Source organism: Stenotrophomonas sp. CFBP8994 (assembly GCF_034044835.1).
Classification (GTDB): Bacteria; Pseudomonadota; Gammaproteobacteria; order Xanthomonadales; family Xanthomonadaceae; genus Stenotrophomonas; species Stenotrophomonas rhizophila_A.
On record NZ_JAXCWT010000002.1, the window covers coordinates 594,571 to 620,062 of the forward strand.

Below are 25,492 nucleotides of genomic sequence, written 5' to 3' on the forward strand. Positions count from 1 at the left end.
CGGAGAATTCCATGGCTCGTTACTTTATTGATCGCCCCATCTTCGCGTGGGTGATTGCGATCATCATCATGCTCGCCGGTGCGCTGGCGGTGCTCAAGCTGCCGGTGTCGATGTACCCGGAAGTGGCACCGCCCGCCGTCGAGATCAGCGCGTCCTACCCGGGCGCATCGGCCAAGGTGGTCGAGGACTCGGTGACCCAGATCATCGAGCAGAACATGAAGGGCATCGATGGCCTGATCTACTTCTCCTCCAACAGCTCGGCCAACGGCCAGGCCACCATCACCCTGACCTTCGAAAGCGGCACCGATCCGGACATCGCCCAGGTCCAGGTGCAGAACAAGCTGCAGCTGGCCATGCCGCTGCTGCCGCAGGAAGTGCAGCGCCAGGGCATCAACGTGGCCAAGTCCAGCAGCGGCTTCCTGCAGGTGATCGGCTTCGTCTCCAACGATGGCAGCATGGATGCCAACGACATTTCCGACTATGTCGGCTCCAATGTCGTCGATCCGCTCAGCCGCGTGCCGGGCGTGGGCAACATCCAGGTGTTCGGCGGCAAGTACGCCATGCGCATCTGGCTGGACCCCAACAAGCTGCACACCTACAAGCTGTCGGTGGACGAAGTCACCGCGGCGATCACCGCACAGAACGCCCAGGTGGCCATCGGCCAGCTCGGCGGCGCGCCGTCGGTGAAGGGCCAGCAGCTCAACGCCACCATCAACGCGCAGGACCGCCTGCAGACCCCGGAACAGTTCCGCAACATCCTGGTCCGCGGTGGTGCCGATGGCAGCGAGCTGCGCCTGGGCGATGTGGCCCGGGTCGAGCTGGGCGCCGAAAGCTATGACTTCGTGACCCGCTACAACGGCAAGCCGTCCAGCGGTATCGCGATCACCCTGGCCACCGGCGCCAACGCGCTGGATACCGCCAACGGCGTGCGCGCCGCGCTGGAGGACCTGAAGGAAAACTTCCCGGCCGGGCTGGAATCGGTAGTGCCGTATGACACCACCCCGTTCGTGCAGGTCTCGATCAAGGGCGTCATCAAGACCCTGATCGAAGCCATCGTGCTGGTGTTCGTGGTGATGTACCTGTTCCTGCAGAACTTCCGCGCCACCCTGATCCCCACCATCGCCGTACCGGTAGTGCTGCTGGGCACGTTCGGCATCCTGGCCGCGCTGGGCTTCTCGATCAACATGCTGACCATGTTCGCGATGGTGCTGGCGATCGGCCTGCTGGTGGACGATGCCATCGTGGTGGTGGAGAACGTCGAACGCATCATGTCCGAAGAAGGGTTGTCGCCGTTGGAGGCCACCCGCAAGTCGATGAGCCAGATCACCGGCGCCCTGGTCGGCATCGGCCTGGTACTGTCGGCGGTGTTCGTCCCGATGGCCTTCATGAGCGGCTCCACCGGCGTCATCTACCGGCAGTTCTCGGCCACGATCGTGTCCGCGATGGCGCTGTCGGTGCTGGTCGCCATCGTGCTCACCCCGGCGCTGTGCGCCACCATGCTCAAGCCGCTGAAAAAGGGCGAGCACCACGTGGCGCACAAGGGCTGGTCCGGGCGCTTCTTCGGCGGCTTCAACCGCGGCTTCGACCGTTCCAGCGAAACCTACCAGCGCGGGGTCAAAGGCATCCTGGCGCGGCCGTGGCGCTTCATGGCCATCTTCGTGGCACTGGCCGTGGCGATGGGCGTGCTGTTCGCGCGCCTGCCCAGCTCGTTCCTGCCCAATGAAGACCAGGGCATCCTGATGGCACTGGTGCAGACCCCGGTCGGCGCCACCCAGGAACGTACCCTGGAGGCGATGTACAAGCTGGAGGACCACTTCCTGAAGAACGAGACCGAAGCCGTGGAGTCGGTGTTCTCGGTGCAGGGCTTCAGCTTCGCCGGCATGGGCCAGAACGCGGGCATGGCCTTCATCAAGCTCAAGGACTGGAAGGAGCGTGATGCCGACCAGGGCGTGGGCCCGATCACCGGGCGCGCGATGGGCGCGCTGGGCCAGATCAAGGACGCCTTCATCTTCGCCTTCCCGCCGCCGGCCATGCCGGAGCTGGGCATTGGTTCGGGCTACACCTTCTTCCTGAAGGACAACAGCGGCCAGGGCCACGAGGCCCTGCTCAACGCGCGCAACCAGCTGCTCGGCGGTGCCGGGCAGAGCAAGCTGCTGGCCAACGTGCGCCCGAACGGCCAGGAAGACACCCCGCAGCTGCGCATCGACGTGGACGTGGAAAAGGCCAATGCACTGGGCCTGTCTACCAGCGCGATCAACAGCACCCTGGCCGCCGCGTGGGGCAGCAGCTACATCGATGACTTCATCGACCGTGGCCGGGTCAAGCGCGTGTATGTGCAGTCCGATGCGCCGTTCCGCATGAACCCGGACGACTTCAACCTGTGGTCGGTGAAGAACAACGCCGGTGAGATGGTGCCGTTCAGCGCCTTCGCCTCCAAGCGCTGGGACTATGGTTCGCCGCGCCTGGAGCGCTACAACGGCGTGTCGGCAATGGAAATCCAGGGCGAGCCCGCACCGGGCGTGGCCTCGGGCGATGCCATGGCCGAGATCGAACGCATCGCCAAGGACCTGCCGCCGGGCTTCGAGATCGAATGGACCGCGCTGTCCTACCAGGAACGCCAGGCCGGTTCGCAGACGCCGCTGCTGTACACGCTGTCGCTGCTGATCGTGTTCCTGTGCCTGGCCGCGCTGTATGAAAGCTGGAGCGTGCCGACCTCGGTACTGCTGGTGGCGCCGCTGGGCATCCTCGGTGCGGTGCTGGCCAATACCCTGCGTGGCATGGAACGCGACATCTACTTCCAGGTGGCGATGCTGACCACGGTGGGCCTGACCAGCAAGAACGCGATCCTGATCGTGGAGTTCGCCAAGGAAAACCTGGAGAAGGGCGCAGGCGTGCTGGAAGCCACCATGCACGCGGTACGCGACCGCCTGCGGCCGATCATCATGACCTCGCTGGCATTCGGCCTGGGCGTGCTGCCGCTGGCCATCGCCTCGGGCGCCGGGTCGGGTGCGCAGCGCGCGATCGGTACGGGCGTGCTGGGCGGCATGATCGTCGGCACCGTGCTGGGCCTGTTTTTCATTCCGCTGTTCTTTGTCGTGGTGCAGAAGCTGTTCAACCGCGGCACCAGGAACGGTGGGTCCCGACCGTTGGTCGGGACGAACACCAACGAAGGTGACACCCATGAATAAGGCGCTCCTTGCCCTGGCCATGACCGCCGCCCTCTCCGGTTGCGCCATGCTCGAGCCACGCAGCACCGAGGTCGCCCCGGCGATCCCGGCGCAGTGGCCGGCCACCACCTCCACCGCTGCGGCGGTGGCGGTGGCCGACATCGGCTGGCGCGACTACTTCGTCGACGAGCGGCTGCAATTACTCATCGCCCAGTCGCTGGAGAACAATCGCGACCTGCGCGTGGCCGTGCTCAATGTGGACAAGGCGCGTGCGCAGTACCGCATCCAGCGTGCCGACCGGGTTCCCGCGCTCGGCGTGCAGGGGCAGATGACCCGCAGCGGTGGCGATGTGCCGGTCACCGAGCAGTTCAGCGCCAACCTCGGCGTGGTCGAGTTCGAACTGGATTTGTTCGGCCGTGTGCGCAACCTGAGCCAGGCGGCGCTGCAGCAGTACTTCGCCGAGGCGGCCAACCGCCGCAACGCCCAGCTGTCGCTGGTGGCCGAAGTGGCCAATGCGTGGTTGACCCTGGGCGCCGACAGCGAGCAGCTGAAGATCGCCGAGGCCACCCTGGCCACCTATGAGGACTCGCTGCGCCTGAGCGAGGCGCGCCACCAGCTGGGCGGTGCCTCTGCGCTGGAACTGAGCCAGACGCGTACGCTGGTGGAAACCGCGCGCACCGATGTTGCCCGCTACCAGGGCCAGGTCGCGCAGGACCGCAACGCGCTGGCGCTGCTGGCCGGCGGCCCGGTCGACGAGGCGTTGCTGCCCGCCAGCGAAGCCACCGACGTGGCCGCCGTGCGCGCGGTGCCGGCGGGCGTGCCCGGTGAGGTGCTGCTGCGCCGCCCGGACGTGATGGCGGCCGAGCACACGCTGCTGGCGGCCAACGCCAACATCGGCGCCGCACGCGCGGCGTTCTTCCCGTCAATCAGCCTCACCGGCAGCATTGGGTCCACCTCGTCGGAACTGTCGGGGTTGTTCGATGCCGGCACCCGCGCGTGGAGCTTCATGCCCACGTTGAACCTGCCGATCTTCCAGGGCGGCAAGCTGCGCGCTGGGCTGGGCGTGGCCAATGCCAACCGCGATATCGCGCTGGCGCAGTACGAGAAGGCGATCCAGTCCGGGTTCCGCGAGGCCGCCGACGCACTGGCGCTCAACGACAGCCTGGACGCGCAGTTGGCGTCACAGCAGGCGCTGGTGGCGGCGGCCGAACAGGCACGGACGCTGTCGCAGGCGCGCTATGACGCTGGGCTGGACAGCTTCCTGACCCTGCTGGACGCGCGGCGGACCGCGTACACCGCACGGCAGTCGCTGGTGACCACGCAGTTGAACCGGTTGTCCAACCAGGTGGCCCTGTACAAAGTGCTGGGTGGCGGGTGGTATGAACGCGGCGATGTGGCCGCGCGGTAACTACCGACTCCGCGCCTTTTCCAGGGCTTTGGTCGCATCGCGCGCCATCTGTTCGTAGGTGCGGCGGATCTCTTCCAGCCGCTCCTCGTCCAGTTCTTCAAGATCCAGCAGTTCGTTGTTGGCCTCCGCGGTCACCCGGATCAGCTCGTCGAGCTTGATCTGGATGGCGGCGGTGTCGGCGTTCTGGCTGTGCTGGATCAGGAACACCATCAGGAACGTGATGATGGTGGTGCCGGTGTTGATCACCAGCTGCCAGGTGTCGTTGAACTTGAATACGGGCCCGGTGAGGGCCCAGATCAGCACGATGCTGACCGCACCGAGGAAAGTCCACGGCGTACCCGCCGCGTAGGACGCCTTCTTGGCGACGAGGTTGAACACGCTGCGAAGTTTCATGGGAACCGTAACGCGGGAACGGGCCCCATCAATGGCAGGCGCCCCGTGTAGGCGCCGTGCAGCCGTGGCTCAGGCGCTCGCGCTCAGGCGGGGACGCGCATTCTGGTCATGCTGGCTCATCAGGTAGACGTGTTCCCAGACGTCCTCGACGAATTTTCGCGCGTCATCCACGCTGAGTTTGGCCATGATCTGCGCCGCATACTGGTGTTGGAAGGCTTCTTCGCGCTCTTCATCGGAGGCCTTGGGGTGGGTGATCAGCGAATCGCAGGCGAACTTGATCCACGGGATGTAATGCCCGAAGGACGCGGATTTCAGCTCGTCAGCGACATGCTTCTCGCGCCAGTAGTTCACCTCGGCCTCGACATTGATAACGGCGGGAATGGAGCGTGGGACGGAGGACATGGCTGCTTCGATTCGAAAGGAAGGAAGGGAAAGGCAACCTGATAGTGCGTAAAACCCGGTGCATGGCGCGTCATGGCGATGTGCAGCGCGCGTGCGCGCACTGCCATTCAACTGAAGCATTCATGACTGCGTGGCGCCACACGCAGGCGGTGTGGCGCATCTGGCATGTTTCGCTGCGCGGCCGCGCGGGAACCGGCGCTTACTCGCCGATGTCTTCGTTCCACACCTCGGGATGGGCCGAGATGAATCCGCCCAGCAGGTCGATGCATTCCTGGCTCTGCATGTCGATCACCTGCACGCCGTTTTCGCGCAGCCAGTCGATACCGCCCTGGAAGGTGACCGATTCACCCACCACCACCGTGCCGATGTTGAACTGGCGCACCAGCCCGCTGCAGTACCAGCAGGGGGCCAGGGTGGTGACCATGATGGTGTCCTGGTAGCGGCGCTGGCGGCCGGCCTTGCGGAACGCGTCGGTTTCACCGTGCACGGATGGGTCGCCCTCCTGGACCCGGCGGTTGTGGCCGCAGCCGAGCAGGCGGCCGTCGTTGTGGTACAGGGCAGCGCCGATGGGGATGCCGCCTTCGGCCAGGCCCTGGCGGGCTTCGGCGATGGCGGTTTCAAGCAGGGCGGCGTAGTCGGGGGTGGTGATCATGGGCGGTCCGTTCAACTGAAGGGGCCATCATAAGGTGCCGCCGGCCGGCCAGCGGTGCGATAATCGGGGCCATGAGCGAATCCCCCTACAAGACTGGCACCACCCATTTCGGCTTCCGCGATGTCGCCGCCAAGGACAAGCAGAAGCTGGTGGGCGAAGTGTTCACCTCGGTCGCGCGCAACTACGACCTGATGAACGACCTGATGAGCCTGGGCATCCACCGGGCGTGGAAGCGCTATTACGTGGCCACCGCGCAGGTGAAGCCGGGTGACAGCGTGCTCGACCTGGCTGGCGGCACCGGCGACATCGCCGCGCTGCTCAAGGAGCGCGTGGGCGACGACGGCCAGGTGGTGGTCGGCGACATCAACGCCGGCATGCTCACCGTGGGCCGCGACCGCCTGACCAACCGCGGCCTGGTGGCTGGCCTGGACTTCGTCCAGTGCAACGCCGAGGCGCTGCCGTTCCCGGATGCCAGCTTCGACCTGGTGACCATCGCCTTCGGGCTGCGCAACGTGACCGACAAGGATGCCGCCCTGCGCGAGATGTACCGCGTGCTCAAGGTGGGCGGCCAGGCGCGGGTGCTGGAGTTCTCCGAAGTCACCGCCGACTGGTTCAAGCCGATCTACGATTTCCATTCGTTCAAGATCCTGCCCAAGCTGGGCCAGCTGTTCGCCCGCGACGGCGACAGCTACCAGTATCTGGCCGAGAGCATCCGCAAGCACCCGCCGCAGGAGCAGCTCAAGACCATGATGGGCGAGGCCGGTTTCGCGCGCTGCCATTACAAGAACCTGACCGGCGGCATCGTCTCGATCCACTCCGGTTACAAGGTTTGAGACCCCGGTCCGGTTCCCTCTGAGCCGAGGCGGCCGGTGGGGCGCGCCTGCTGTGCGAGGGTGACTGAATGGGGAATGGGCAGGCGGTCACATCCCGGGCGAGCGAAGTCGGGGGTAAACTGGCGGTTTCACCCTGATCGGTCCCGATTCATGCGATCCCCGTTCCTGCTGATTCCCCTGGCCGTCGCGCTTGCCGCCGGCTGCTCCAAAGAGCCCGCCGCCCCGACCGCGGCCCCCGCCGCCCAGCCGAGCGCCGACACTGCCGTGAAAGCCGTCAACCGCAGCCACGATGAAAGTTCCTACGCCGAACCGGACAAGGTCGTCATCAAGGACCTGGGCCTGGACCTGAAGCTGGATTTCGACAGCAGGCAGATCGGCGGCACCGCCACCTACACCCTGGAGTGGAAGGACAAGGCAGCCAAGCAGCTGGTGCTGGACACCCGCGAGCTGACCATCGAGAAGGTCGAAGCCGTCGCTGCCGATGGCAGCGCCGCGCCGCTGCAGTTCGCGCTGGCGCCGGCCGACAAGGTGTTCGGCAGCAAGCTGACCATCGACGCCCCGGCCCAGCCGGGCAAAGTGCGGGTGACCTACCACACCGCGCCGACCGCCTCGGGCCTGCAGTGGCTGGAGCCGTCGATGACCGAAGGCAAGCAGCTGCCCTTCATGTTCAGCCAGTCCCAGGCCATCCACGCGCGTTCGTGGGTGCCGCTGCAGGACACGCCGAGCGTGCGCTTCACCTACAGCGCGCACGTGGCTTCGCGCCCGGACGTGATGGTGCTGATGAGCGCCGACAACGACCCCAAGGCCGCGCGTGACGGTGATTACACCTTCAAGATGCCGCAGCCGATTCCGTCCTACCTGCTGGCCATCGCCGCCGGCGACCTGGTGTTCGAGCCGATCTCCGGTCGTTCCGGCGTCTGGGCCGAACCGACCATGGTCGGCAAGGCCGCCAAGGAATTCGAAGACACCGAGAAGATGATCGGTGCGGCCGAAAAGCTCTATGGCGAATACCGCTGGGGCCGCTACGACATGCTGGTGCTGCCGCCGTCGTTCCCGTTCGGCGGCATGGAAAACCCGCGCCTGACCTTCGCCACCCCGACCGTGATCGTGGGCGACAAGTCGCTGGTCTCGCTGGTGGCCCATGAACTGGCGCACAGCTGGTCGGGCAACCTGGTGACCAACTCCAGCTGGAAGGACATCTGGCTCAACGAAGGCTTTACCACCTACGTGCAGGGCCGCATCACCGAAGCGCTGTATGGCCAGGAAATGGCCGAGATGGAGCGCGAGATCGACCAGAACGACCTGCTGGCCGAGGTCAAGGACATGAGCCCGGCCGACCAGGCCCTGGCCCTGCCGCCGCTGACCGAGCGCGACCCGGACGAGGCGCTGAGCAACGTGGCCTACGTCAAGGGCTCGTGGTTCCTGCAGTTCCTGGAACAGCGCTTTGGCCGTGAAGTGTTCGATCCGTTCCTGCGTGGCTGGTTCGATGACCACGCATTCCAGAGCGCCAACACCGACCAGTTCGTCGAGTACCTGAAGAAGAACCTGCTGTCCAAGAAGCCGGGCGCGGTGACCGACGCCGAGCTGAAGGCATGGCTGGACGAGCCGGGCATTCCGGCGTTCGCCACCAAGGCGCGTTCGCGCAACTTCTCCATCGTCGATACCGCGCGCATTGCATGGCAGGGCAGTGGCACGCTGCCGAGCGCGCAGATCACCAGCGAGTGGGGTACCCAGGAATGGGTGCACTTCATCGACGGCATGGGCAAGACCCTGCCCGTGGACAAGCTGGCCGCGCTGGACAAGGCGTACGCGTTCACCGGCACCGCCAATGGCGAGATCGCCATGCGCTGGTACCCGCTTGCCATCCGCAGCGGTTATCTGGAGGCCAATGAAGCGGCCGGTGCCTTCATCGAACGCGTTGGCCGGCGCAAGCTGATCCTGCCGATCTACGCCGAACTGGTGAAGACCCCGGAAGGCCTGGCGTTCGCCAAGGCGGCCTTTGAAAAGGCCAAGCCCAGCTACCACCCGATCACCACGGCATCGGTGCAGGACATGCTGGACAAGGCAAGCGCGGGCAAGTAACCGCCAGCGCTGCGTTGAACAGGAACGGCGGGGGAAACCCCGCCGTTTTTCATTGTTAAAGTAGGCAGGTGACGCCTCTTGGCGTCCTCGCTGACACCTGGAGCCCGTAATGAAACGACTGATCCTTGCCGCGGCCTGTGCACTGGCCCTGGCTGCCTGCAGCAACCCGGAAGAAGAGCGCAAGGCGCAGGAAGCCGCGACCGCCGCCGCCAAGGCGCAGCAGGAAGAAAAAGCCGAAGGCGTGGCCAAGCAGTACGACATGGCCGTGGCCGCGCAGGACTGGGAGCGTGCGCGCATCCATGGCGGTTCGCTGCTGGACCAGTACAAGGACACCGACGTCGCCGCGCGGATCGAGCCCGGCTACGCCGAGGTCAAGGCCAAGGCCGAAACCGCGCGCGAACTACGCCGCATGCAGGGCCTGTGGCAGTACAACCAGGTGCCGGTGGGCAGCAAGGGCAACCAGGTCTCGGCCTCGATCTACAGCAAGGAGCGGGTGGACGTGGACGGCAGCGGCCCGACGACGGTGCAGTTGATCTTCCGCGACCACCCGGAGTGGAAGCGCCACGCCTACCTGGTGCTCCAGGCCGGTGATTTCCGCTGCCCGCAGTGCACGGTGAAGGTGACGGTCGACGACGGCAAGCCGATCTCGATGGCCGCCTGGCGCCCGAAGACCGACGAGGCCATCGCCATGTTCATCACCGACCAGAAGGCGCTCTGGAAGCTGGCCCGCAAGGCCAGGTCCATCACCATCGAATTCCCGGTCAAGGCCGGCGGCACCCGCACCGCAGTATTCGAAACCGGCGGCGTAGACGCCAGCCGCATGCCCAACTGGTGGAATTAACCGAGCGGTGAGGCAAAGTGCCGACCAACGGTCGGCACCTACCAACCTTGCGTGTCCCGGTAGGTACCGACCTTGCGTGTCCCGGTAGGTACCAACCTTGCGTGTCCCGGTAGGTACCGACCTTGCGTGTCCCGGTAGGTACCGACCGTTGGTCGGTACAGTCGGCGCGGTGCACCTCGCTGGAGGAGCAGCCCCCTTTTGTTAAGGGGGCGCGCCGAAGGCGCGGGGATAGGAAACATGCCACGGGGCCCAGAATTCGCCGGAGGCGAATTCTGGGCGAGCAGGTCAACCAGCGATTCGGTTACGCGCCCAGCGCGTAACCGAATTGCTGTTTGAACTGCTCGTTGAATTCTTCGAACGTGAACCGCTGGTTCTGCGTGCCGGGATGCTCCACCTTCAGCGCGCCCATCAGGTTGCCCATGCGGCCGATGGTCAGCCAGTCGTAGCCCTTCTCGATGCCGTAGATCAGGCCGGCGCGGAAGGCGTCGCCACAGCCGGTCGGATCCACCACGCGGCGCTCGTGCGCCGGCGGAATGTCGTAGGTCTTTTCCGGGGTGTGGATGACCGCGCCCTTGGGGCCGCGGGTGGTGATGTAGGCCTTGACCCGGCTCACGATCTCCTTTTCGTCCCAGCCGGTGCGCTCCTGCAGCAGGTTGGACTCGTAGTCGTTGACCACCACGTAGTCGGCCTGCTCGATGAAGGTGCGCAGCTCCGGCCCGTTGAACAGGGGCATGGCCTGGCCCGGGTCGAAGATGAACGGCACGCCGGCCTCGAAGAACTCCTGCGAGTTCTGGATCATGCCCTCGCGGCCGTCCGGGCCGACCAGGCCCAGGGTCACGCCCGGCACGTCCTTCACATGGTTCTCGTAGGACCGCATCATCGCGCCCGGGTGGAAGGCGGTGATCTGGTTGTTGTCGTGGTCGGTGGTGATGAACGCCTGCGGGGTGAACAGCTCGTCGATCACCTTGATCCGGCTCAGGTCGATGCCCAAGCCCTGGAAATACTCGCGGTACGGGCCGAAGTCCGAGCCCACCGTGCCCATCGGGATCGGCTCGCCGCCCAGCAGGTGCAGGTTGTAGGCGATGTTGCCTGCGCAGCCGCCGAACTCGCGGCGCATGCGCGGCACCAGGAACGACACGTTCAGGATGTGCACCTTGTCCGGCAGGATGTGATTCTTGAACTGGTCCGGGAACACCATGATGGTGTCGAAGGCAAGAGAACCACAGATCAAAGCGGACATCGATTAAGGCCTATGCGGAAGGGGTTTGAGGCCCGGCAGGCGGGCAACGAAACGGCGCCCTGAGGCGCCCAATGGCGCAAAGGTTAACGGGTGCGGCGCCGCAGGGCCAGAACCCCGGCTGTCCGGATTGGGCTGAATGGCCGCCAAGGCTGGCTTTGACGGACATTTCTCCTTGCTCGCGCACAGGGGGATTGCTAGGCTTGTCGACCTCGAATTCTGCCCAATTTTTCGCCATCCCGCGTTGGGCGCGACACCCCTCAGGATCAACTCCCAGATGTTCAAGAAACTGCGTGGCATGTTCTCCAATGACCTGTCCATCGACCTGGGCACGGCCAATACCCTCATCTACGTGCGCGGGCAGGGGATCGTGCTGAACGAACCGTCGGTCGTGGCCGTGCGCCAGGACCGTGCCATCGGTGGCACCCGCTCGGTGGCCGCCGTCGGCGCCGAAGCCAAGCAGATGCTGGGCCGTACCCCGGGCCACATCACCACCATCCGCCCGATGAAGGATGGCGTCATCGCCGACTTCACCTACACCGAGGCGATGCTCAAGCACTTCATCAAGAAGGTGCACAAGTCGCGCTTCCTGCGCCCGAGCCCGCGCGTGCTGGTCTGCGTGCCGGCCGGTTCGACCCAGGTCGAGCGCCGCGCCATCAAGGAATCGGCCGAAGAAGCCGGTGCCCGTGACGTGTTCCTGATCGAAGAGCCGATGGCCGCCGCGATCGGCGCCGGCATGCCGGTCACCGAAGCCCGTGGCTCGATGGTCATCGACATCGGCGGCGGCACCACCGAAGTGGCCGTGATCTCGCTGAACGGCATCGTCTATTCGGCCTCGGTGCGCATCGGCGGCGACCGCTTCGACGAGTCGATCACCAACTACGTGCGCCGCAACCACGGCATGCTGATCGGTGAAGCCACCGCCGAGCGGATCAAGGTCGAGCTGGGCTGCGCCTACCCGCAGGCCGAGGTCATCGAGATGGAAATCTCCGGCAGGAACCTCGCCGAGGGCGTGCCGAAGATGATCAAGATCAACTCCAACGAAGTGCTCGAAGCGCTGCACGAACCGCTCTCGGGCATCGTCAGCGCGGTCAAGCTGGCGCTGGAGCAGACCCCGCCGGAACTGTGCGCCGACGTCGCCGAGCGCGGCATCGTGCTGACCGGTGGTGGCGCCCTGCTGCGCGACCTGGACCGCCTGATCTCCGAGGAAACCGGCCTGCACGTGCAGGTGGCAGACGACCCGCTCACCTGCGTGGCCCGCGGTGGCGGTCGTGCGCTGGAGCTGGTGGACATGCACGGCAACGAGTTCTTTGCGCCGGAGTAAGCCGTACCGGTCCTGTGTGTTGGACGCGCCCCTGCGGCGTGATGCCCGCTGCGTGCCTGCCACGCCGGGCATCGCAGCGCCGGGGCGTTGTTGCATCCCGGTGCCGCCGCACGTGGCGGCCCCGCGCTCCCTTTCCACCTTGTCCAGTCGAAGCCAGTCGTGCCGCCCTACGCCGGTCCTCCCGTAGCCTCCCGCCAGGGTGATGCCAGCAGCCCGCTGCGGCTGCTCGCCTACCTGGCCCTGGCCATCACCCTGATCGTGCTCGATGACCAGGCCGGTTGGCTGGCGCGCGCGCGCGCGCAGGCCAACGTGCTGGTGCAGCCGGTGTGGGCGCTGGCCGGGCTGCCGGGCCGGCTTGGTACCCAGGTCAAGGACAATGCGGCCAGCCACGGCCAGCTGGTCGATGAGAACCGCGAGCTGCGCAACCAGCTGCTGATCGCCAATGCACGCCTGACCCGCCTGCAGACCGCCGCGCTGGACAACGCCCAGCTGCGCGAACTGCTCAACGTGGCCGAACGCAGCGGGCTGGACGTGCAGCTGGCGCCGATCCTGGACATCGACCTGGACCCGGTCCGGCAGCGCCTGGTGCTGGCCGCCGGTACCCGCGATGGCGTGCACATGGGGCAGGCGGTGATCGACGCCGGCGGCCTGATGGGGCAGGTGATCGCCACCACCGCCAGCAACGCCACCGTGCTGCTGCTCACCGATCCGGACCACGCGGTGCCGGTCACCGTGGCCCGCAACGGCGTGCGCCTGATCGTCTACGGCCGCGGCGACACCCTGGAACTGCGCGACATTCCGCTCAGCGCCGGGGTGGAAGTGGGCGACGAGATCGTCACCTCCGGGCTGGGCGGCCGTTTCCCGGCCGGCTTCCCCGTCGGCAGGATCACCGCCCTGCGCCCGGACGACACCCATGCCTTCCTGGTCGGCGAACTCAAGCCTGCCGCCCAGCTCGACCGCGGCCGCGACGTACTGCTTCTCCGCCCCGGCGCAGCAATTCGCGTTCCGCCCAATGTGCAACTGTCCGAAGCCGGAGGCGGACCGGCAGCGCCTGCACCTGCGGCGGCAACCCCGGTAGCGCCGACTGTTAGTCGGCCCACGGAAACCGCGCCACAACCGGCCCAACCCGCACCCCAGCCATCCCCAACCGGGCCCACCCCATGAGCCGCCTGCGCGACAAACCCTGGGTGCTCCCGGTCAGCATCGTGCTGGCGCTGCTGCTCGGCCTGCTGCCGTTGCCGGTGCTGCTGCAGCCGCTGCGCCCGTACTGGCTGGCGCTGGTGCTGGCGTACTGGGTCATCGAAGCCCCGGACCGGGTCGGGCTGGGCGTGGCCTTCGCCTGCGGTGTGATCGCCGACCTGCTGTACGGCGGCGTGCTCGGCGAACAGGCGCTGCGGCTGGTGATGCTCACCTTCATCCTGCAGCGCTTCCGTGCGCGCATCCGCTTCTTCCCGATGTCCCAGCAGGTGCTGGCCATCGGTGGACTGCTGTTCAACGACCGCATCGTCAGCGCCGTGGTCCACATCGCCGTGGGCGAACCGACCCTGCCGTGGTCGTACTGGTGGGCGCCGCTGCTGGGCATGGGGCTGTGGCCGCTGGTGTTCGTGCTGCTCGACGCCGTGCGCTTCGGGCGTCGCGGGCGCTGACATGTACGTGCGCCGCCAGGCCAAGAATCCGCGCGCCGAAGCCGAGCAGTTCCGGCGCCGCGCCGCGCTGGGCTTCCTCGGCGTGCTGGTCTGCCTGGTCGGGCTGGGCGGGTGGTACTTCAAGCTGCAGGTGCTGGACCACGACACGTACGCCACGCGTTCGGAAGCCAACCGCATCAAGCCGCGGCCGGTGGTGCCCGGGCGCGGCATGATCTATGACCGCAACGGGCGGCTGCTGGCCGAAAACGTGCCCGCGTTCCGGCTGGACATCACCCCGGACAAGGTCAAGGACATGGACGCCACCCTGGCCGGGTTGGCGAAGATCCTGACGATCACGCCGGAAGACCTGGAAACGTTCAACAAGTCACGCAAGGCGCGTCGCAGCTTCCTGCCGGTGACGCTGAAGCTGCGGGTCACCGACGAGGAAATGGCGCGCTTTGCGGTCGACCGCTGGCGCTATCCCGGCGTGGAGCTGGAGCCCTACCTGACCCGCCGCTATCCCTACGGCGATCTGTTCGCGCACATCATCGGTTACGTCGGCCGGGTGGATGACAAGGACCTGGAAACGCTGGGCGAGGGCAATGCCGCGCTGACCCATATCGGCAAGTCCGGCCTGGAGCGCTATTACGAGCAGCAGCTGCGCGGCAAGGTCGGCTACGAGCAGGTTGAAACCAACGTGCAGGGCCGTGCCATCCGCACCATCGGCCGGGTCGCGGCGCAGTCGGGCAACGACCTGCGACTGTCCATCGATGCCGACCTGCAGCGCGCCATGGTGGCGGCCTTCGGCGATTTCGACGGCGCCGGCGTGGCGATGGATCCGCGCACCGGCGAAATCCTGGCCATGGTCAGCCTGCCGTCGTACGACCCCAACCTGTTCGTCAACGGCATCTCGCACGCCGATTTCAAGGCCCTCAACGACAACCCCTCGCGCCCGCAGTTCAACCGCCTGGTGCTCGGTGGCGTGGCACCGGGTTCGACCATCAAGCCGCTGATCGGCCTGGCCGGGTTGGACAGCGGCGTGCGCAAGCCCGAAGACAAGATCCTCTCCACCGGCATGTTCTACCTTCCGGGCACCTCGCGTGGCTGGGGCGATGCCAACCGTGGCGGCCACGGCTGGACCGACCTGCGCAAGTCGATCACCCAGTCGGTCAACACCTATTACTACAAGCTGGCGCTGGACCTGGGTATCGAGCGGTTCGACCACTACATGGGCTATTACGGCTTCGGCGAGCCGACCGGTATCGACCTCACCGGCGAGATCGGCGGCATCCTGCCTTCGCCGCAGAACAAGTACAAATCCCGCAAGGAACGCTGGTATCCCGGCGATACGGTCAACGTCAGCATCGGCCAAGGCGACTGGAAGGTCACCCCGCTGCAGCTGGTGCACGGCGTGGGCGGCATTGCCGACGGCCAGCTGCGCACCCCGCACCTGGTGATGCAGCAGCGCGAAAGCTTCGATTCGGACTGGGTGCCCACGCCGGCCGGCACGAGCAAGCCGGTCAGCCCGAGCCCGGGGAACCTGCAGGCCGTGCGCGAAGGCATGATGGGCACCATGCGCCCGGGCGGCAGCGGCGCGCGCGCGGCGGCCGGCGCGCCGTACACCATCGCCGGCAAGACCGGCACCGCCCAGGTGATCAGCCGCCGCGGCACCGCGGCGGTGAACCCCAAGAGCCTGCCGATGCACCTGCGCCACCGCTCGCTGTTCGTGGGCTTTGCGCCGGCCGAAAACCCGGTGATCGTGCTGGCCATTGCGGTCGAGGGCGGCGGCTACGGCGGCTCGGCGGCAGCGCCGATCGCGCGCAAGCTGTTCGATGCCTGGCTGCTGGGCAAGATGCCCGAGGGCATGGAGCCGCTGGACAGCCTGCGCGGCACCACCGCGATCGGCATCACCGCATTCGAAGGCGACAGTGCCGCGCGCGAAGCCGGCGATGCCGCTGCCGCCGTGCTGGAATCGCTGCCGGTGCTGGTCGGCCTGCCGGAACCGGTTCCCGCGCCTGCACCCCTACCTGGCGCGCCACTGGCGCCGGCGGCCCAACCTCCCGCCCCGCCGGAGCGCAGCCGATGAAGGATTTCCTGCGCTGGGCCAGCGACATGGTCGTGCGCTTCAGCAGCACCCTGGACTGGGTGCTGTGCCTGGCGCTGGGTGCGTTGATGCTGATCGGGCTTGCCGTGCTCAAGAGCGCCGGCGGTGATTCGCTGGTGTTCGCCCAGGGCGCGCGCTTCGTGGTCGGGCTGGGCGCGATGTGGGCGATTTCGCGCATGCCGATCCTGCGCATCCGCTCGGCCACCCCGCTGATCTACGCGGTGTCGATGATCCCGCTGCTGGCCGTGTTCGTGCTCGGCACCGGCAAGTACGGCCGCCAGTGGCTGGACCTGAAGCTGTTCTACCTGCAGCCGGCCGAGCTGCTCAAGGTCAGCCTGCCGATGATGGTGGCCTGGTACCTGCACCGCATGCCGCTGCCGCCGCGCTTTTCGACGGTGATGGTCAGCGCGGTGATCATCGGGGTGCCGACGGGGCTGGTGATGCTGCAGCCGGACTTCGGTACCGGCGTGCTGATCGCCGCCAGCGGTGCGTTCGTGCTGCTGCTGGCCGGCCTGCCGTGGTGGTGGGTGGGCGTGGCCGTGGGGGGCGTCGCCGCCGCCGCACCCGTCGCCTGGATCTGGCTGCTGCGGCCCTACCAGAAGGACCGCATCATGATGTTCCTGGACCCGGAGATGGATGCGCTGGGCGCCGGGTGGAACATCATCCAGTCCAAGATCGCCATTGGTTCGGGCGGTTTCGATGGCAAGGGCTGGGGCCAGGGCTCGCAGTCGCACCTGAACTTCATTCCCGAGCAGACCACCGACTTCGCCTTCTCCGTGCTCAGCGAGGAGTTCGGCTGGATCGGCGTCGCGCTGGTGCTGTTCCTGTACCTGGTGGTGATCGGGCGCTGCCTGTGGATCGCCTCGCAGTCGCGCGATTCCTATTCCCGCCTGCTGGCCGGCGCCACCGGGCTGGCGTTCTTCGTCTACGTGCTGGTCAACGGCGGCATGATCTCCGGCCTGCTGCCGGTGGTGGGCGTGCCCATGCCGCTGATCAGCTACGGCGGCACCTCGGCGGTATCGCTGCTGGCCGGGTTCGGGCTGGTGATGGCCGCGCGCAGCCACAACCCGGTACACGGCGGCTACAGCTGACCGTCGCACGTCCTGTCCGGCGGCGACGGCATGTCGCCGCACCCATGATCGCAGCTTATGTCTAGTCAAAAGATCGGCGGGAATTCGGCCGGTTTTTGCGCAGATTCGGGTTTGGATCGTAGCGAATGTGCCGAATCCGGCATTGCCGGTGTAGAAGGCGTCAACGTGCTGACAGGAAAGTGAGATGTAGCGCACAAATATGAATGCGCTTGATCACGATCAATGGACTTGTCGTAAACGGCCTGCACAATGGCGGCCCGCAAGCAGCTGCGCATCGAGCCAAGCGACGCGCAAGGCGCTGCGGGACGTAGTTGACCCAACGGGTACAGGGGGTGCGGCGTTGCGCTGGGGAGTAGCGCGTCGCACCGGTATCGACCGGGTCGGTAGCCCGGTTGCGCCCATGGGGATGGGGGCGCAGCCGGAATACCTTACACACGCTCTTAACGAACCCCCGAAACTTCGGGCAAATCGTTGGGATTCATGGTGTTAGGGGTTTTATTTCATCTTTGACCTGCTAACCTGCGGCGATGATTCGACGCACTTTGGCTTGCATGCTTACGCTCGGTTTGGTTGCCTGCGCGACCCAGCCGCACTCCCCGTCACCGCCGCCGCAGGCGTCAGGTGCGCCCAACAAGCCGGGAGTCGCCCACAAGGGGCCTGCCGAAGCTGCGCCGGAAGGGGCCGCAGCCAGCGCGCCGCCGGTTGACCTGACCCCGGTGCCGTTCGAAGTGGCACGCGCCAACTTCGTGCGTGATACCGCCGCCCGCTACGGCATTCCTGCTGCGCAGATCGAGGCCACGCTGGCCCAGGCGCAGGTGCGCCCTCCGATCATTGCCGCCATGTCGCGCCCGGCCGAGCGGGTCAAGCCGTGGAACGAGTACCGGCCGATGTTCATCAGCCAGGCGCGGATCGACGGCGGCAGGAAATTCCTGGCCCAGCACCGCGATGAGTTGATGCGCGTGCAGGAGCGTACCGGGGTGCCGGCCGAAGTGATCGTGGCGATCATCGGCGTGGAAACCAGTTACGGTGCCAACACCGGCAGCTACCGCGTGCTCGATGCGCTGTACACGCTGGCCTTCAATTACCCGCGCAGCGGCGACCCGGCCAAGCTCGAACGCGAAGTGCGCCGCGAACTGTTCTTCCGCGATGAGCTGTCGCGCCTGTTCGCGCTGAGCCGCGACGAGAAGCTGGACATCCTGTCCATCAAGGGCAGCTATGCCGGCGCGATGGGCATGGGCCAGTTCATGCCGTCCAGCTACCTGGACTTCGCCGTGGACGGCAACGGTGATGGTCGCCGCGATCTGTTCACCAGCTACGACGACGTGTTCTCTTCCATCGCCAATTACTTCGTCAAGAAGGGCGGGTGGGTGCGCGGCGGCCCGGTTGCGGTGCCGGCCACCTTGGCGCCCGGCCGCGCGCCGTTCGACCCCACCGACTGGACCCCGACCTGGACGCTGTCCGACCTGGCCCAGCGCGGCTACCAGCCCGCGGCATCTGTCCCGTCCGGGCTGACGGCCACCCCGATCACGCTGGAGGGCAGCACCGGCAAGCAGTACTGGCTGGGCTTCCAGAACTACTACGCCATCACCCGTTACAACCTGTCCAAGATGTACGCGATGGCCGTGTACCAGTTGTCGCAGGCCATCGCCGGCCAGGAGCTGCCGCCGGCATGAACGCACGCGCGCGCTGCAGATGGGCGGTTCCCGGCCTGCTGATCCTGGCGCTGGCCGCCTGCAGCAGTGCACCTAAAAAGCCGCCCAGCGCGAGCGGCACTACCGGCAAACCGTCGGGCGCGCTGGTGCAGGGGCAGGGCAAGGGCAAGGGCAACCGCCCTGCGCATTGCCCTGAAGGCTCGCCGTACAAGGCCGCGTCGGAGGATCCCAGCACGCGCGGCGATTACCGCGCGGGCGGGCTGTACAAGCCGGGCGTCAACGACAGCACGCCAACCTACATTCCCAACGTGGCCTGCATTCCCGAACCGGACGTGGTGGACCTGCCACGCTCGGCGATCGGCAACAAATCGCCTTACGTGGTGCTGGGCAAGAGTTACCAGGTACTGGACCGGCCCAAGGGCTATGCCGAAAAGGGCACGGCGTCCTACTACGGTGCCAAGTTCCATGGCCGGCTTACCTCCAACCGTGAGGTGTACGACATGTACGCCTTCACCGCCGCGCACAAGACCCTGCCGCTGCCGAGCTTTGCGCGGGTCACCAACCTGGACAACGGCGAATCGGTGATCGTGCGGGTCAATGACCGCGGCCCGTTCCACGACGGCCGGGTGATCGATCTCAGCTACGCCGCCGCCGTGCGCCTGGGCATCACCCAGCGCGGCACCGGCAACGTGGAAGTACGCGCGCTGACCCCGGGCGAGGACAACCTGCTGGCCGACAAGCCCTCGCGCCGTGAGCGCCGTGCGGCGGAAGCGGCCGCGACCGTGGCGGCTGCAACGCCGCCGGCCACGGTGCGCCGCGCCAGCGACATGGACAAGCTGGTCGGCGCATTGCCGGCGCCTGCCGCGCGTCCGGCCGGCCCGGCCCAGCCGGCCGCGACCCAGGCGGCAACGCTGGAGACGGGCCCGGTCACGGTGAGCGCGCTGCCGGCGGCTGCGCCGGTGGCTGCCGCTGCCCGCCCCCTGCCTGCGCCCGTCCCGGCCGCCACACCCAGCCCCTCGTTGCAGCAGCAGGTCGGCAACGTGCTGCTGCAGGTGGCCAGCTTTGCCAGCCGCGAGAACGCCACCAAGGCCCTGGGTCAGCTGTCCTCGGCCGGCATCGTCGGCGCCAGCATCAGCGACATCGTCAGCGGCGGCCGCACCCTGTGGCGCCTGCGGGTGCCCGCGGCCGACCATGCCAGCGCCTCGGAACTTGCCGGCCGCATTGTCGGTCTGGGATTCGGGTCGCCGCAGATCGTGAAAGAGTAAACGACCTACAATGACCGTCCCCTGTAATTCCCTTGGCGCCCTCCTGGAGCTTGCTGTCCGATGAAATTCCGCTTTGCCGCTGCTGCCATGGCCACGACCCTGTTCGTGGGCATGGTCTCCGCCCAGACCCCCTTGCCGACCCCGGCCCCGGCACCCGCTCCTGCCGCCGCTGCCCCCGTTACCGTGGCCACCCCGCCGGCGCCCAAGCCCAGCGTGGCCAAGGCCTGGGTGCTGATGGATTACGCCACCGGCCAGGTGCTGGCCGGCGAGAACATCCATGAACAGCTGGCCCCGGCCAGCATCACCAAGGTGATGACCTCGTACGTGGTTGCCGCCGAAGTGAAGAACGGCAAGGTCCGTACCGACGACCAGGTGATGATGAGCGAGCGCGCCTGGCGCGAAGGTGGCGCCGGCACCGACGGCAGCTACAGCGGCTTCCCGGTCAACCAGACCGCGCGTCTGGAAGACATGGAAAAGGGCATGGCGATCCAGTCGGGCAATGACGCCGCCATCGCGCTGGCCGAACATGTGGCCGGCAGCGAAGAAGCCTTCGCCTCGCTGATGAACAGCTACGCCGCCAGGATCGGCATGAAGGACTCGCACTTCGTCAACGCCCACGGCCTGAGCGCCGAAGGGCATCGCACCACCGCCTACGACCTGGCGCTGCTGGGCCGTGCGTTCGTGCGTGACTACCCGGAAACCTATGCCTACAACAAGGTGAAGGAATTCACCGTGGGCAACATCACCCAGCCCAACCGCAACCTGCTGCTGTGGCGCGACCAGAGCGTGGACGGCATCAAGACCGGACACACCTCCGAAGCGGGCTACTGCCTGATGAGCTCGGCCCAGCGTGGCGACCAGCGCCTGATCGCCGTGGTGCTGGGCGGTGCTTCGGAGAAGCAGCGCGCCGACGACAGCCTGGCGCTGCTCAACTGGGGCTTCCGCTTCTTCGAAACGCACCGCATGTACGAGCCGGGCAAGGCCGTGGCCGAACACAAGGTGTGGAAGGGCAAGGCCGATACGCTGCAGCTGGGCGTGGCCCAGCCGCTGCTGGTGAGCGTGCCGCGCGGCCGCTACAACGACCTCAAGCCGAGCATCGACGTGCCCAAGACCCTGGAAGCCCCGTTCACTGCGGGCCAGGCAGTGGGCACGCTGAAGGTGACCCTGGACGGCAAGGTGGTGGCGCAGGCTCCGCTGGTGGCGGTGGCCGCGGTGGAAGAAGCCGGCTTCTTCAAGCGCCTGTGGGACAGCTTCTGGATGTGGTGGGAATCGGAATAACGGTTCCGCCCGTATTCAATGAAAAAAAGACCGGCTCGCGCCGGTCTTTTTTTTCGCGCAATGGGTCCGTAACGGTTCCTTGCTCTTGGTTGATTGATCCCGATCCGGGGACGTTACGTAAAAATTCGTAGCCCCGGCCGTTGGCCGGAAACCGCGCGCAGCGCGGCCCAGGTATCCGGAGGCGGTTGCGCAACGATCGCGGTCAACGTCCCGGCGTTTACACGTTCCGAAGCCGCGCGTCGGGCGGTCATGACCGTGGAACGAAGAGCAGCCGGCCAACGGCCGGGGCTACGAATTCATACGTTCCGATCGGGATCCGGATCAATCAACCACGAGCCCGTCACCGTCACGGGCCCGTGGGGATTCCGGTCGCTCAGAGCGACCGGCTGATCGTGAAGGACCCGTAGATCGGCGACTGGTCCTGCAGGTCGAACTCGCGGGTGCTGTGGTAGCGGGCGAGGGCGAACTTCCAGCGGTTGTACATCACCGCCAGGCCGTAGCCGCCCTGGGCCACCCAGTTGCGCTTGTCCACGCTGTGGCTGTTGCGGAAGGTGTTGCCGTCCAAGGTGATGTCGCGGATCACCCAGGCCGCGTCGGTGGTGGCGAACAGGTGGAACGACCAGCCGGTCGGCTTGCCGCCGCGGGTCGGCGCAGTGTTTTCGCCGGCCGGGCGCAGCGGGGTGCTGCCGAAATCGTCCGGAAGCTTCCAGCCGAAGCGGACTTCGCCGCCGGCATTGAGGTGGGTGGCGAGGTTGCCGACCGCACCGCCGTAGTGGCTGATCGCATCCCAGCCCCAGCCGGCCAGGTTGTCCTCGGCATCGCCCCAGCGGTGCATGCGCTCGTGGGTGAGCATGAACACCGGCTCGTTGTGCAGCTGGTTGTCCCAGCCCTGGAATTTCTCATCGCCCAGCGCGTCATGCACGGCGTCCTGCACTTCCTTGCCCAGCGCCCACGGCCCGACTACGCCGAGCGCGAGCTGGGTGGTCTGCAGGCGGTCGCCGCGACGGGCGTTGTAGCCGAAGCTGCCGATCAGCACGCCGGCATACGGCCGATCGTCCTCGATCACGTCGCGGCGGGTGAAGTCCTTGGGGGTGTAGATCTGCTGGGCGAAGCTGAAGATCATGTTCTGCTGCTCGAACTCGCCGGGGGCCAGCCGTTCGAGGTGGCGGTTGACCCAGCGGGCAAGCTTCGGCAGGCACGGATCGTCGGTGTAATCGACCAGGTTGGGCGAGACGAAGGTGATCTGCGCCCCGTTGGTGTAGCCCTGGTCCTGGTCGGCGCCGCCGAACAGATCGTTGTCGACGCGGAAGTTGACCTGCGGCGGGTGCTCGCGCATGGCGTCGGGCCCGCATTGTTCGGCTGCCTGTACCGCAGGCGCGGCTGCTGCAAGAACACCGGCAAGTGCGGCCGGTAACGCGAATCGCTTCAGAAGCATAAGATTCCCGCGGATGGTTTATTCATTTTTAAGCGGGAGCAGGGTATTCACGGCGTGATGCCGTGACCAGCACCGCGCACGCACTGGTGCGTCTTGTTCGTGAAGGCCGATCTTCACGTATCGTTCGGCGCAGCTGTGCGCACGATCATGCAGGTCTTGGGTTCAGACGCTTCCGTCCCCATAATCGCGGTCATGGAAATCAAGTCTGACAATCCCGAACACGGCTTCCAGTTCCCCGGTCAATTCGAGCTCAGCGCCATGGGCGCCGCGAACATCGGTCTGGAGCACGAACTTCCGCAGCTGCTGCATCTGGCCGGCATCCAGGTGCTCAAAGAGCGCATCACCTGGAAGACCTCGTCCAACGGCAAATACGTGTCCGTGAAGCTGGTCTTCATGGCCGAAAGCCGCGAGCAGCTGGACCTTGCCCACACCGCGCTGCGCGACCACCCGGAAGTGAAGTGGACGCTGTAACCAGCTGCGAAACCACCGCTGCACCGGGCCAGCGCCCGGCGCAGCCGGCGATCGTGCGCGACCTGGGCCGCCAGCCCTATGCGCCGGTCTGGCATGCAATGCAGCGTTTCACCGATGCGCGCAACGACGACACCCCGGACGAGCTGTGGGTGGTCGAGCACGATCCGGTGTTCACCCTGGGCCAGGCCGGCAAGGACGAACACGTGCTGGCCCCGGGCGATATCTCGGTGCTGCACGTGGACCGCGGCGGCCAGGTGACCTACCACGGGCCGGGCCAGATCGTGGTCTACCCGCTGCTGCAGCTGCGCCGGCTGGGGATCGGGGTGCGCGATTACGTGTGCCGGATCGAGCAGGCGATCATCGACACGCTGGACGAATGGAATATCGGGGCTGAACGGCTGGACGGCGCGCCGGGGGTCTACGTGGGCGGGGCCAAGGTGGCCGCGCTGGGCATCCGGGTCCGCCGCGGCTGCACCTTCCACGGGCTGGCCTTCAACGTGGCGATGGACCTGGAGCCGTTCCACCGCATCAACCCCTGCGGCTACCAAGGGCTGCAGGTCACCTCGATGGTAGACTTGGGGGGACCGTCCGGCATGGCGGCCGTCAAGCCGGTACTGCTGGGCCATCTGGCCCGCCAGTTCGGGTTGGACCTCCAGCCTGCCACGGACCTGCCCGATCTGACTGACGCGGCCTGAGCGCCGCCGACCAAGGCCATGACTGAAACCACCGCTCGCATCATTCCCCTGCAGGTCGTGCAGGGCGACACGCCGTCCGCCGCGCCGTTGCAGGCCGGGGTCAAACAGCTGGGCGGTGACAAGATCGGCCGCTCGCCGGTGCAGTTCGCCGACGCACCGGTGCTGCGCAAGCCGTCGTGGATCCGGGTCCGGATTCCGTCGGGCAACGCGGTGCAGACGCTGAAGGCCAAGCTGCGCGAGAACCGCCTGGTGACCGTCTGCGAGGAAGCCAGCTGCCCGAACATCCATGAGTGCTTCAGCCACGGCACGGCAACGTTCATGATCCTGGGCGAGGTCTGCACGCGGCGCTGCTCGTTCTGCGACGTGGCCCACGGCCGACCGAAGCCGCCGGACGCTGGTGAACCGGCCAGCCTGGCCCAGACCGTGGCCGACATGGGCCTGAAGTACGTGGTGGTGACCAGCGTGGACCGCGATGACCTGCGCGACGGCGGTGCCCAGCACTTCGCCGACTGCATCGGGGCGATCCGCGCCAAGTCGCCGAACACCCGCATCGAAGTGCTGACCCCGGACTTCCGCGGCAAGGGCCGCATGGAGCGGGCGCTGGACATCCTGGCGACCAACCCGCCGGACGTGTTCAACCACAACATCGAAACCGTGCCGGACCTGTACCGCAACGTACGCCCGGGTGCGGATTACCAGTGGTCGCTGACCCTGCTGAAGAACTTCAAGGCGCAGCACCCGTCGATCGCGACCAAGTCCGGCATCATGCTGGGCCTGGGCGAGGACATGGACCAGGTGCGGGCAACCATGCGCGACCTGCGCGCGCACGACGTGGACATGATCACCATCGGCCAGTACCTGCAGCCGACCGCACACCATCACCCGGTGCTGCGCTACTGGACGCCCGAGGAATACAAGGAACTGGAGGTCTACGGTTACGAGCTGGGCTTCAGCCACGTGGCCTCCGGCCCGATGGTGCGCTCGTCGTACCACGCCGACGTCCAGGCAAAGGGCGCTGGCGTCGCCTGAGCTCCCGTCAGACGCGGCTGCCAGTGAATCAAGCGCCGGGCCCCCATGCCCTTTCCGGCGAATGTCCCCCGGCGTCGGCCTGCGGCCGACACCTCCTCCTTTAATTCGCCTCCAAGGGCATGGCGACCCGGCACTCGATCCACCGGCGTTGCCCCTGGCTCCTGCTTTTCCAGTGCGAACCGCAAGCCGAGCCCCGTCGCGGCCGGCAGGCTCCTGGCAAAGTAAAGGAGGAGGCCGTCGCCGCAGGGCGACCGCCGGGGGACATTTGCACAGGGGCCTGCCGGCCGCGGCGGGGCCCTCAACGCTCGCGATGGACCTGAGCGAAGACCGTGAAGCTGCTCCGGCCTGAATGCCTGCCGACCGCCGAAAGGGCCAGGCCGCCGCTTGGTTTCGCCCGTAAACCCCGTTCCCAGCAGCAATTCCGCGTCATTCACAATTTGATACAGCCCCGCGTTTAGGCTGGAAATCCGCGTTCTGACGCGGTGGATGACAAACCCCGCAACTTTCG

General features: G+C 66.7%; 21 protein-coding genes. 16 read left to right on the top strand and 5 right to left on the bottom strand.

The features are described from left to right. The first annotated feature begins 11 nt into the window (after window positions 1–11). Window positions 12–3,188 (top strand): multidrug efflux RND transporter permease subunit SmeE, encoded by a 3,177-nt coding sequence (smeE, locus tag SOM39_RS07430; protein WP_320457946.1) that lies wholly within the window; start codon window positions 12–14, stop codon window positions 3,186–3,188. Then, window positions 3,181–4,575, top strand: coding sequence for an efflux transporter outer membrane subunit (locus SOM39_RS07435; protein ID WP_320457947.1), 1,395 nt, complete (start codon window positions 3,181–3,183; stop codon window positions 4,573–4,575). The genes smeE and SOM39_RS07435 overlap by 8 nt, the downstream gene beginning before the upstream one ends. Here the strand turns inward: SOM39_RS07435 and SOM39_RS07440 are convergent, their stop codons facing one another. The 3 genes from SOM39_RS07440 to SOM39_RS07450 form a co-directional block, all read right to left on the bottom strand. Continuing rightward, window positions 4,576–4,968, bottom strand: coding sequence for a low affinity iron permease family protein (locus SOM39_RS07440; RefSeq protein ID WP_320457948.1), 393 nt, complete (start codon window positions 4,966–4,968; stop codon window positions 4,576–4,578). A 69-nt stretch (window positions 4,969–5,037) separates the two neighbouring features. Continuing rightward, complete coding sequence (locus SOM39_RS07445) at window positions 5,038–5,370, bottom strand: hypothetical protein (protein ID WP_068854055.1); 333 nt, start codon at window positions 5,368–5,370, stop codon at window positions 5,038–5,040. 199 nt (window positions 5,371–5,569) lie between these two features. Further along, window positions 5,570–6,022 carry a nucleoside deaminase gene (locus SOM39_RS07450; RefSeq protein WP_068854054.1) on the bottom strand — a complete coding sequence of 151 codons (453 nt, stop codon included), beginning with the start codon at window positions 6,020–6,022 and terminating at the stop codon, window positions 5,570–5,572. 71 nt (window positions 6,023–6,093) lie between these two features. On the opposite strand from SOM39_RS07450, the gene ubiE reads away from it, so the two are divergent. The 3 genes from ubiE to SOM39_RS07465 all read left to right on the top strand — a co-directional run bounded on the left by ubiE (window position 6,094) and on the right by SOM39_RS07465 (window position 9,778). Beyond that, window positions 6,094–6,855, top strand: a complete 762-nt coding sequence (ubiE, locus tag SOM39_RS07455) for a bifunctional demethylmenaquinone methyltransferase/2-methoxy-6-polyprenyl-1,4-benzoquinol methylase UbiE (RefSeq protein WP_068854053.1) — start codon at window positions 6,094–6,096, stop codon at window positions 6,853–6,855. Window positions 6,856–7,005: 150 nt separating this feature from the next. After that, window positions 7,006–8,937: a M1 family metallopeptidase gene (locus tag SOM39_RS07460; protein ID WP_068854052.1), complete on the top strand. Its 1,932-nt coding sequence runs from the start codon at window positions 7,006–7,008 to the stop codon at window positions 8,935–8,937. Between the two features lie 109 nt (window positions 8,938–9,046). Further along, the gene (locus SOM39_RS07465) at window positions 9,047–9,778 is read left to right on the top strand and encodes a hypothetical protein (protein ID WP_320457949.1); all 732 of its coding nucleotides are present in this window, start codon (window positions 9,047–9,049) and stop codon (window positions 9,776–9,778) included. A gap of 301 nt (window positions 9,779–10,079) precedes the next feature. Here SOM39_RS07465 and SOM39_RS07470 read toward each other — a convergent pair whose 3' ends face one another. After that, entirely contained in the window at window positions 10,080–11,018 is a 939-nt protein-coding gene (locus tag SOM39_RS07470; protein WP_095362973.1) for a carbohydrate kinase family protein, read from the bottom strand. Between the two features lie 274 nt (window positions 11,019–11,292). On the opposite strand from SOM39_RS07470, the gene SOM39_RS07475 reads away from it, so the two are divergent. The 8 genes from SOM39_RS07475 (at window position 11,293) to SOM39_RS07510 (ending at window position 21,354) form a co-directional block, all read left to right on the top strand. Then, complete coding sequence (locus SOM39_RS07475) at window positions 11,293–12,339, top strand: rod shape-determining protein (RefSeq protein ID WP_038686189.1); 1,047 nt, start codon at window positions 11,293–11,295, stop codon at window positions 12,337–12,339. A 159-nt stretch (window positions 12,340–12,498) separates the two neighbouring features. Further along, the gene (mreC, locus tag SOM39_RS07480) at window positions 12,499–13,503 is read left to right on the top strand and encodes a rod shape-determining protein MreC (protein ID WP_320457950.1); all 1,005 of its coding nucleotides are present in this window, start codon (window positions 12,499–12,501) and stop codon (window positions 13,501–13,503) included. Further along, a complete protein-coding gene (gene mreD / locus SOM39_RS07485; RefSeq protein WP_068854048.1) occupies window positions 13,500–13,985 on the top strand; it encodes a rod shape-determining protein MreD in 486 nt (161 codons plus the stop codon). The genes mreC and mreD overlap by 4 nt, the downstream gene beginning before the upstream one ends. 1 nt (window position 13,986) lies before the next feature. Next, a complete protein-coding gene (gene mrdA, locus SOM39_RS07490) occupies window positions 13,987–16,050 on the top strand; it encodes a penicillin-binding protein 2 (protein WP_217535762.1) in 2,064 nt (687 codons plus the stop codon). Beyond that, entirely contained in the window at window positions 16,047–17,159 is a 1,113-nt protein-coding gene (gene rodA, locus SOM39_RS07495) for a rod shape-determining protein RodA (RefSeq protein ID WP_068854046.1), read from the top strand. The genes mrdA and rodA overlap by 4 nt, the downstream gene beginning before the upstream one ends. Before the next feature lie 527 nt (window positions 17,160–17,686). Next, on the top strand, window positions 17,687–18,832 hold the full coding sequence (gene mltB, locus SOM39_RS07500; protein ID WP_320457951.1) for a lytic murein transglycosylase B: 1,146 nt from the start codon (window positions 17,687–17,689) through the stop codon (window positions 18,830–18,832). Continuing rightward, on the top strand, window positions 18,829–20,076 hold the full coding sequence (locus SOM39_RS07505) for a septal ring lytic transglycosylase RlpA family protein (protein ID WP_320457952.1): 1,248 nt from the start codon (window positions 18,829–18,831) through the stop codon (window positions 20,074–20,076). Before mltB ends, SOM39_RS07505 begins: the two co-directional genes overlap by 4 nt. A gap of 60 nt (window positions 20,077–20,136) precedes the next feature. Beyond that, window positions 20,137–21,354 carry a D-alanyl-D-alanine carboxypeptidase family protein gene (locus tag SOM39_RS07510; RefSeq protein ID WP_068854043.1) on the top strand — a complete coding sequence of 406 codons (1,218 nt, stop codon included), beginning with the start codon at window positions 20,137–20,139 and terminating at the stop codon, window positions 21,352–21,354. 373 nt (window positions 21,355–21,727) lie between these two features. On the opposite strand, the gene SOM39_RS07515 is transcribed toward SOM39_RS07510, so the two are convergent. Beyond that, window positions 21,728–22,789 carry a lipid A deacylase LpxR family protein gene (locus tag SOM39_RS07515; RefSeq protein WP_093533521.1) on the bottom strand — a complete coding sequence of 354 codons (1,062 nt, stop codon included), beginning with the start codon at window positions 22,787–22,789 and terminating at the stop codon, window positions 21,728–21,730. 192 nt (window positions 22,790–22,981) lie between these two features. On the opposite strand from SOM39_RS07515, the gene SOM39_RS07520 reads away from it, so the two are divergent. Genes SOM39_RS07520 through lipA form a run of 3 tightly spaced genes read left to right on the top strand, consistent with a single transcriptional unit; the run spans window position 22,982 to window position 24,984 of the window. After that, window positions 22,982–23,260 carry a DUF493 family protein gene (locus tag SOM39_RS07520; RefSeq protein WP_068854041.1) on the top strand — a complete coding sequence of 93 codons (279 nt, stop codon included), beginning with the start codon at window positions 22,982–22,984 and terminating at the stop codon, window positions 23,258–23,260. Further along, complete coding sequence (gene lipB, locus SOM39_RS07525; protein WP_320457953.1) at window positions 23,248–23,955, top strand: lipoyl(octanoyl) transferase LipB; 708 nt, start codon at window positions 23,248–23,250, stop codon at window positions 23,953–23,955. Before SOM39_RS07520 ends, lipB begins: the two co-directional genes overlap by 13 nt. 18 nt (window positions 23,956–23,973) lie before the next feature. Further along, window positions 23,974–24,984, top strand: coding sequence for a lipoyl synthase (lipA, locus tag SOM39_RS07530; protein ID WP_068854039.1), 1,011 nt, complete (start codon window positions 23,974–23,976; stop codon window positions 24,982–24,984). Window positions 24,985–25,492 lie beyond the last annotated feature (508 nt).

Bases quoted from the DNA above. Each gene is read 5' to 3' on its own strand.
- smeE (WP_320457946.1), top strand. From the start codon at position 12: ATGGCTCGTTACTTTATTGATCGCCCCATCTTCGCGTGGGTGATTGCG.
- SOM39_RS07435 (WP_320457947.1), top strand. From the start codon at position 3,181: ATGAATAAGGCGCTCCTTGCCCTGGCCATGACCGCCGCCCTCTCCGGT.
- SOM39_RS07440 (WP_320457948.1), bottom strand. From the start codon at position 4,968: ATGAAACTTCGCAGCGTGTTCAACCTCGTCGCCAAGAAGGCGTCCTAC.
- SOM39_RS07445 (WP_068854055.1), bottom strand. From the start codon at position 5,370: ATGTCCTCCGTCCCACGCTCCATTCCCGCCGTTATCAATGTCGAGGCC.
- SOM39_RS07450 (WP_068854054.1), bottom strand. From the start codon at position 6,022: ATGATCACCACCCCCGACTACGCCGCCCTGCTTGAAACCGCCATCGCC.
- ubiE (WP_068854053.1), top strand. From the start codon at position 6,094: ATGAGCGAATCCCCCTACAAGACTGGCACCACCCATTTCGGCTTCCGC.
- SOM39_RS07460 (WP_068854052.1), top strand. From the start codon at position 7,006: ATGCGATCCCCGTTCCTGCTGATTCCCCTGGCCGTCGCGCTTGCCGCC.
- SOM39_RS07465 (WP_320457949.1), top strand. From the start codon at position 9,047: ATGAAACGACTGATCCTTGCCGCGGCCTGTGCACTGGCCCTGGCTGCC.
- SOM39_RS07470 (WP_095362973.1), bottom strand. From the start codon at position 11,018: ATGTCCGCTTTGATCTGTGGTTCTCTTGCCTTCGACACCATCATGGTG.
- SOM39_RS07475 (WP_038686189.1), top strand. From the start codon at position 11,293: ATGTTCAAGAAACTGCGTGGCATGTTCTCCAATGACCTGTCCATCGAC.
- mreD (WP_068854048.1), top strand. From the start codon at position 13,500: ATGAGCCGCCTGCGCGACAAACCCTGGGTGCTCCCGGTCAGCATCGTG.
- mrdA (WP_217535762.1), top strand. From the start codon at position 13,987: ATGTACGTGCGCCGCCAGGCCAAGAATCCGCGCGCCGAAGCCGAGCAG.
- rodA (WP_068854046.1), top strand. From the start codon at position 16,047: ATGAAGGATTTCCTGCGCTGGGCCAGCGACATGGTCGTGCGCTTCAGC.
- mltB (WP_320457951.1), top strand. From the start codon at position 17,687: ATGATTCGACGCACTTTGGCTTGCATGCTTACGCTCGGTTTGGTTGCC.
- SOM39_RS07505 (WP_320457952.1), top strand. From the start codon at position 18,829: ATGAACGCACGCGCGCGCTGCAGATGGGCGGTTCCCGGCCTGCTGATC.
- SOM39_RS07510 (WP_068854043.1), top strand. From the start codon at position 20,137: ATGAAATTCCGCTTTGCCGCTGCTGCCATGGCCACGACCCTGTTCGTG.
- SOM39_RS07515 (WP_093533521.1), bottom strand. From the start codon at position 22,789: ATGCTTCTGAAGCGATTCGCGTTACCGGCCGCACTTGCCGGTGTTCTT.
- SOM39_RS07520 (WP_068854041.1), top strand. From the start codon at position 22,982: ATGGAAATCAAGTCTGACAATCCCGAACACGGCTTCCAGTTCCCCGGT.
- lipA (WP_068854039.1), top strand. From the start codon at position 23,974: ATGACTGAAACCACCGCTCGCATCATTCCCCTGCAGGTCGTGCAGGGC.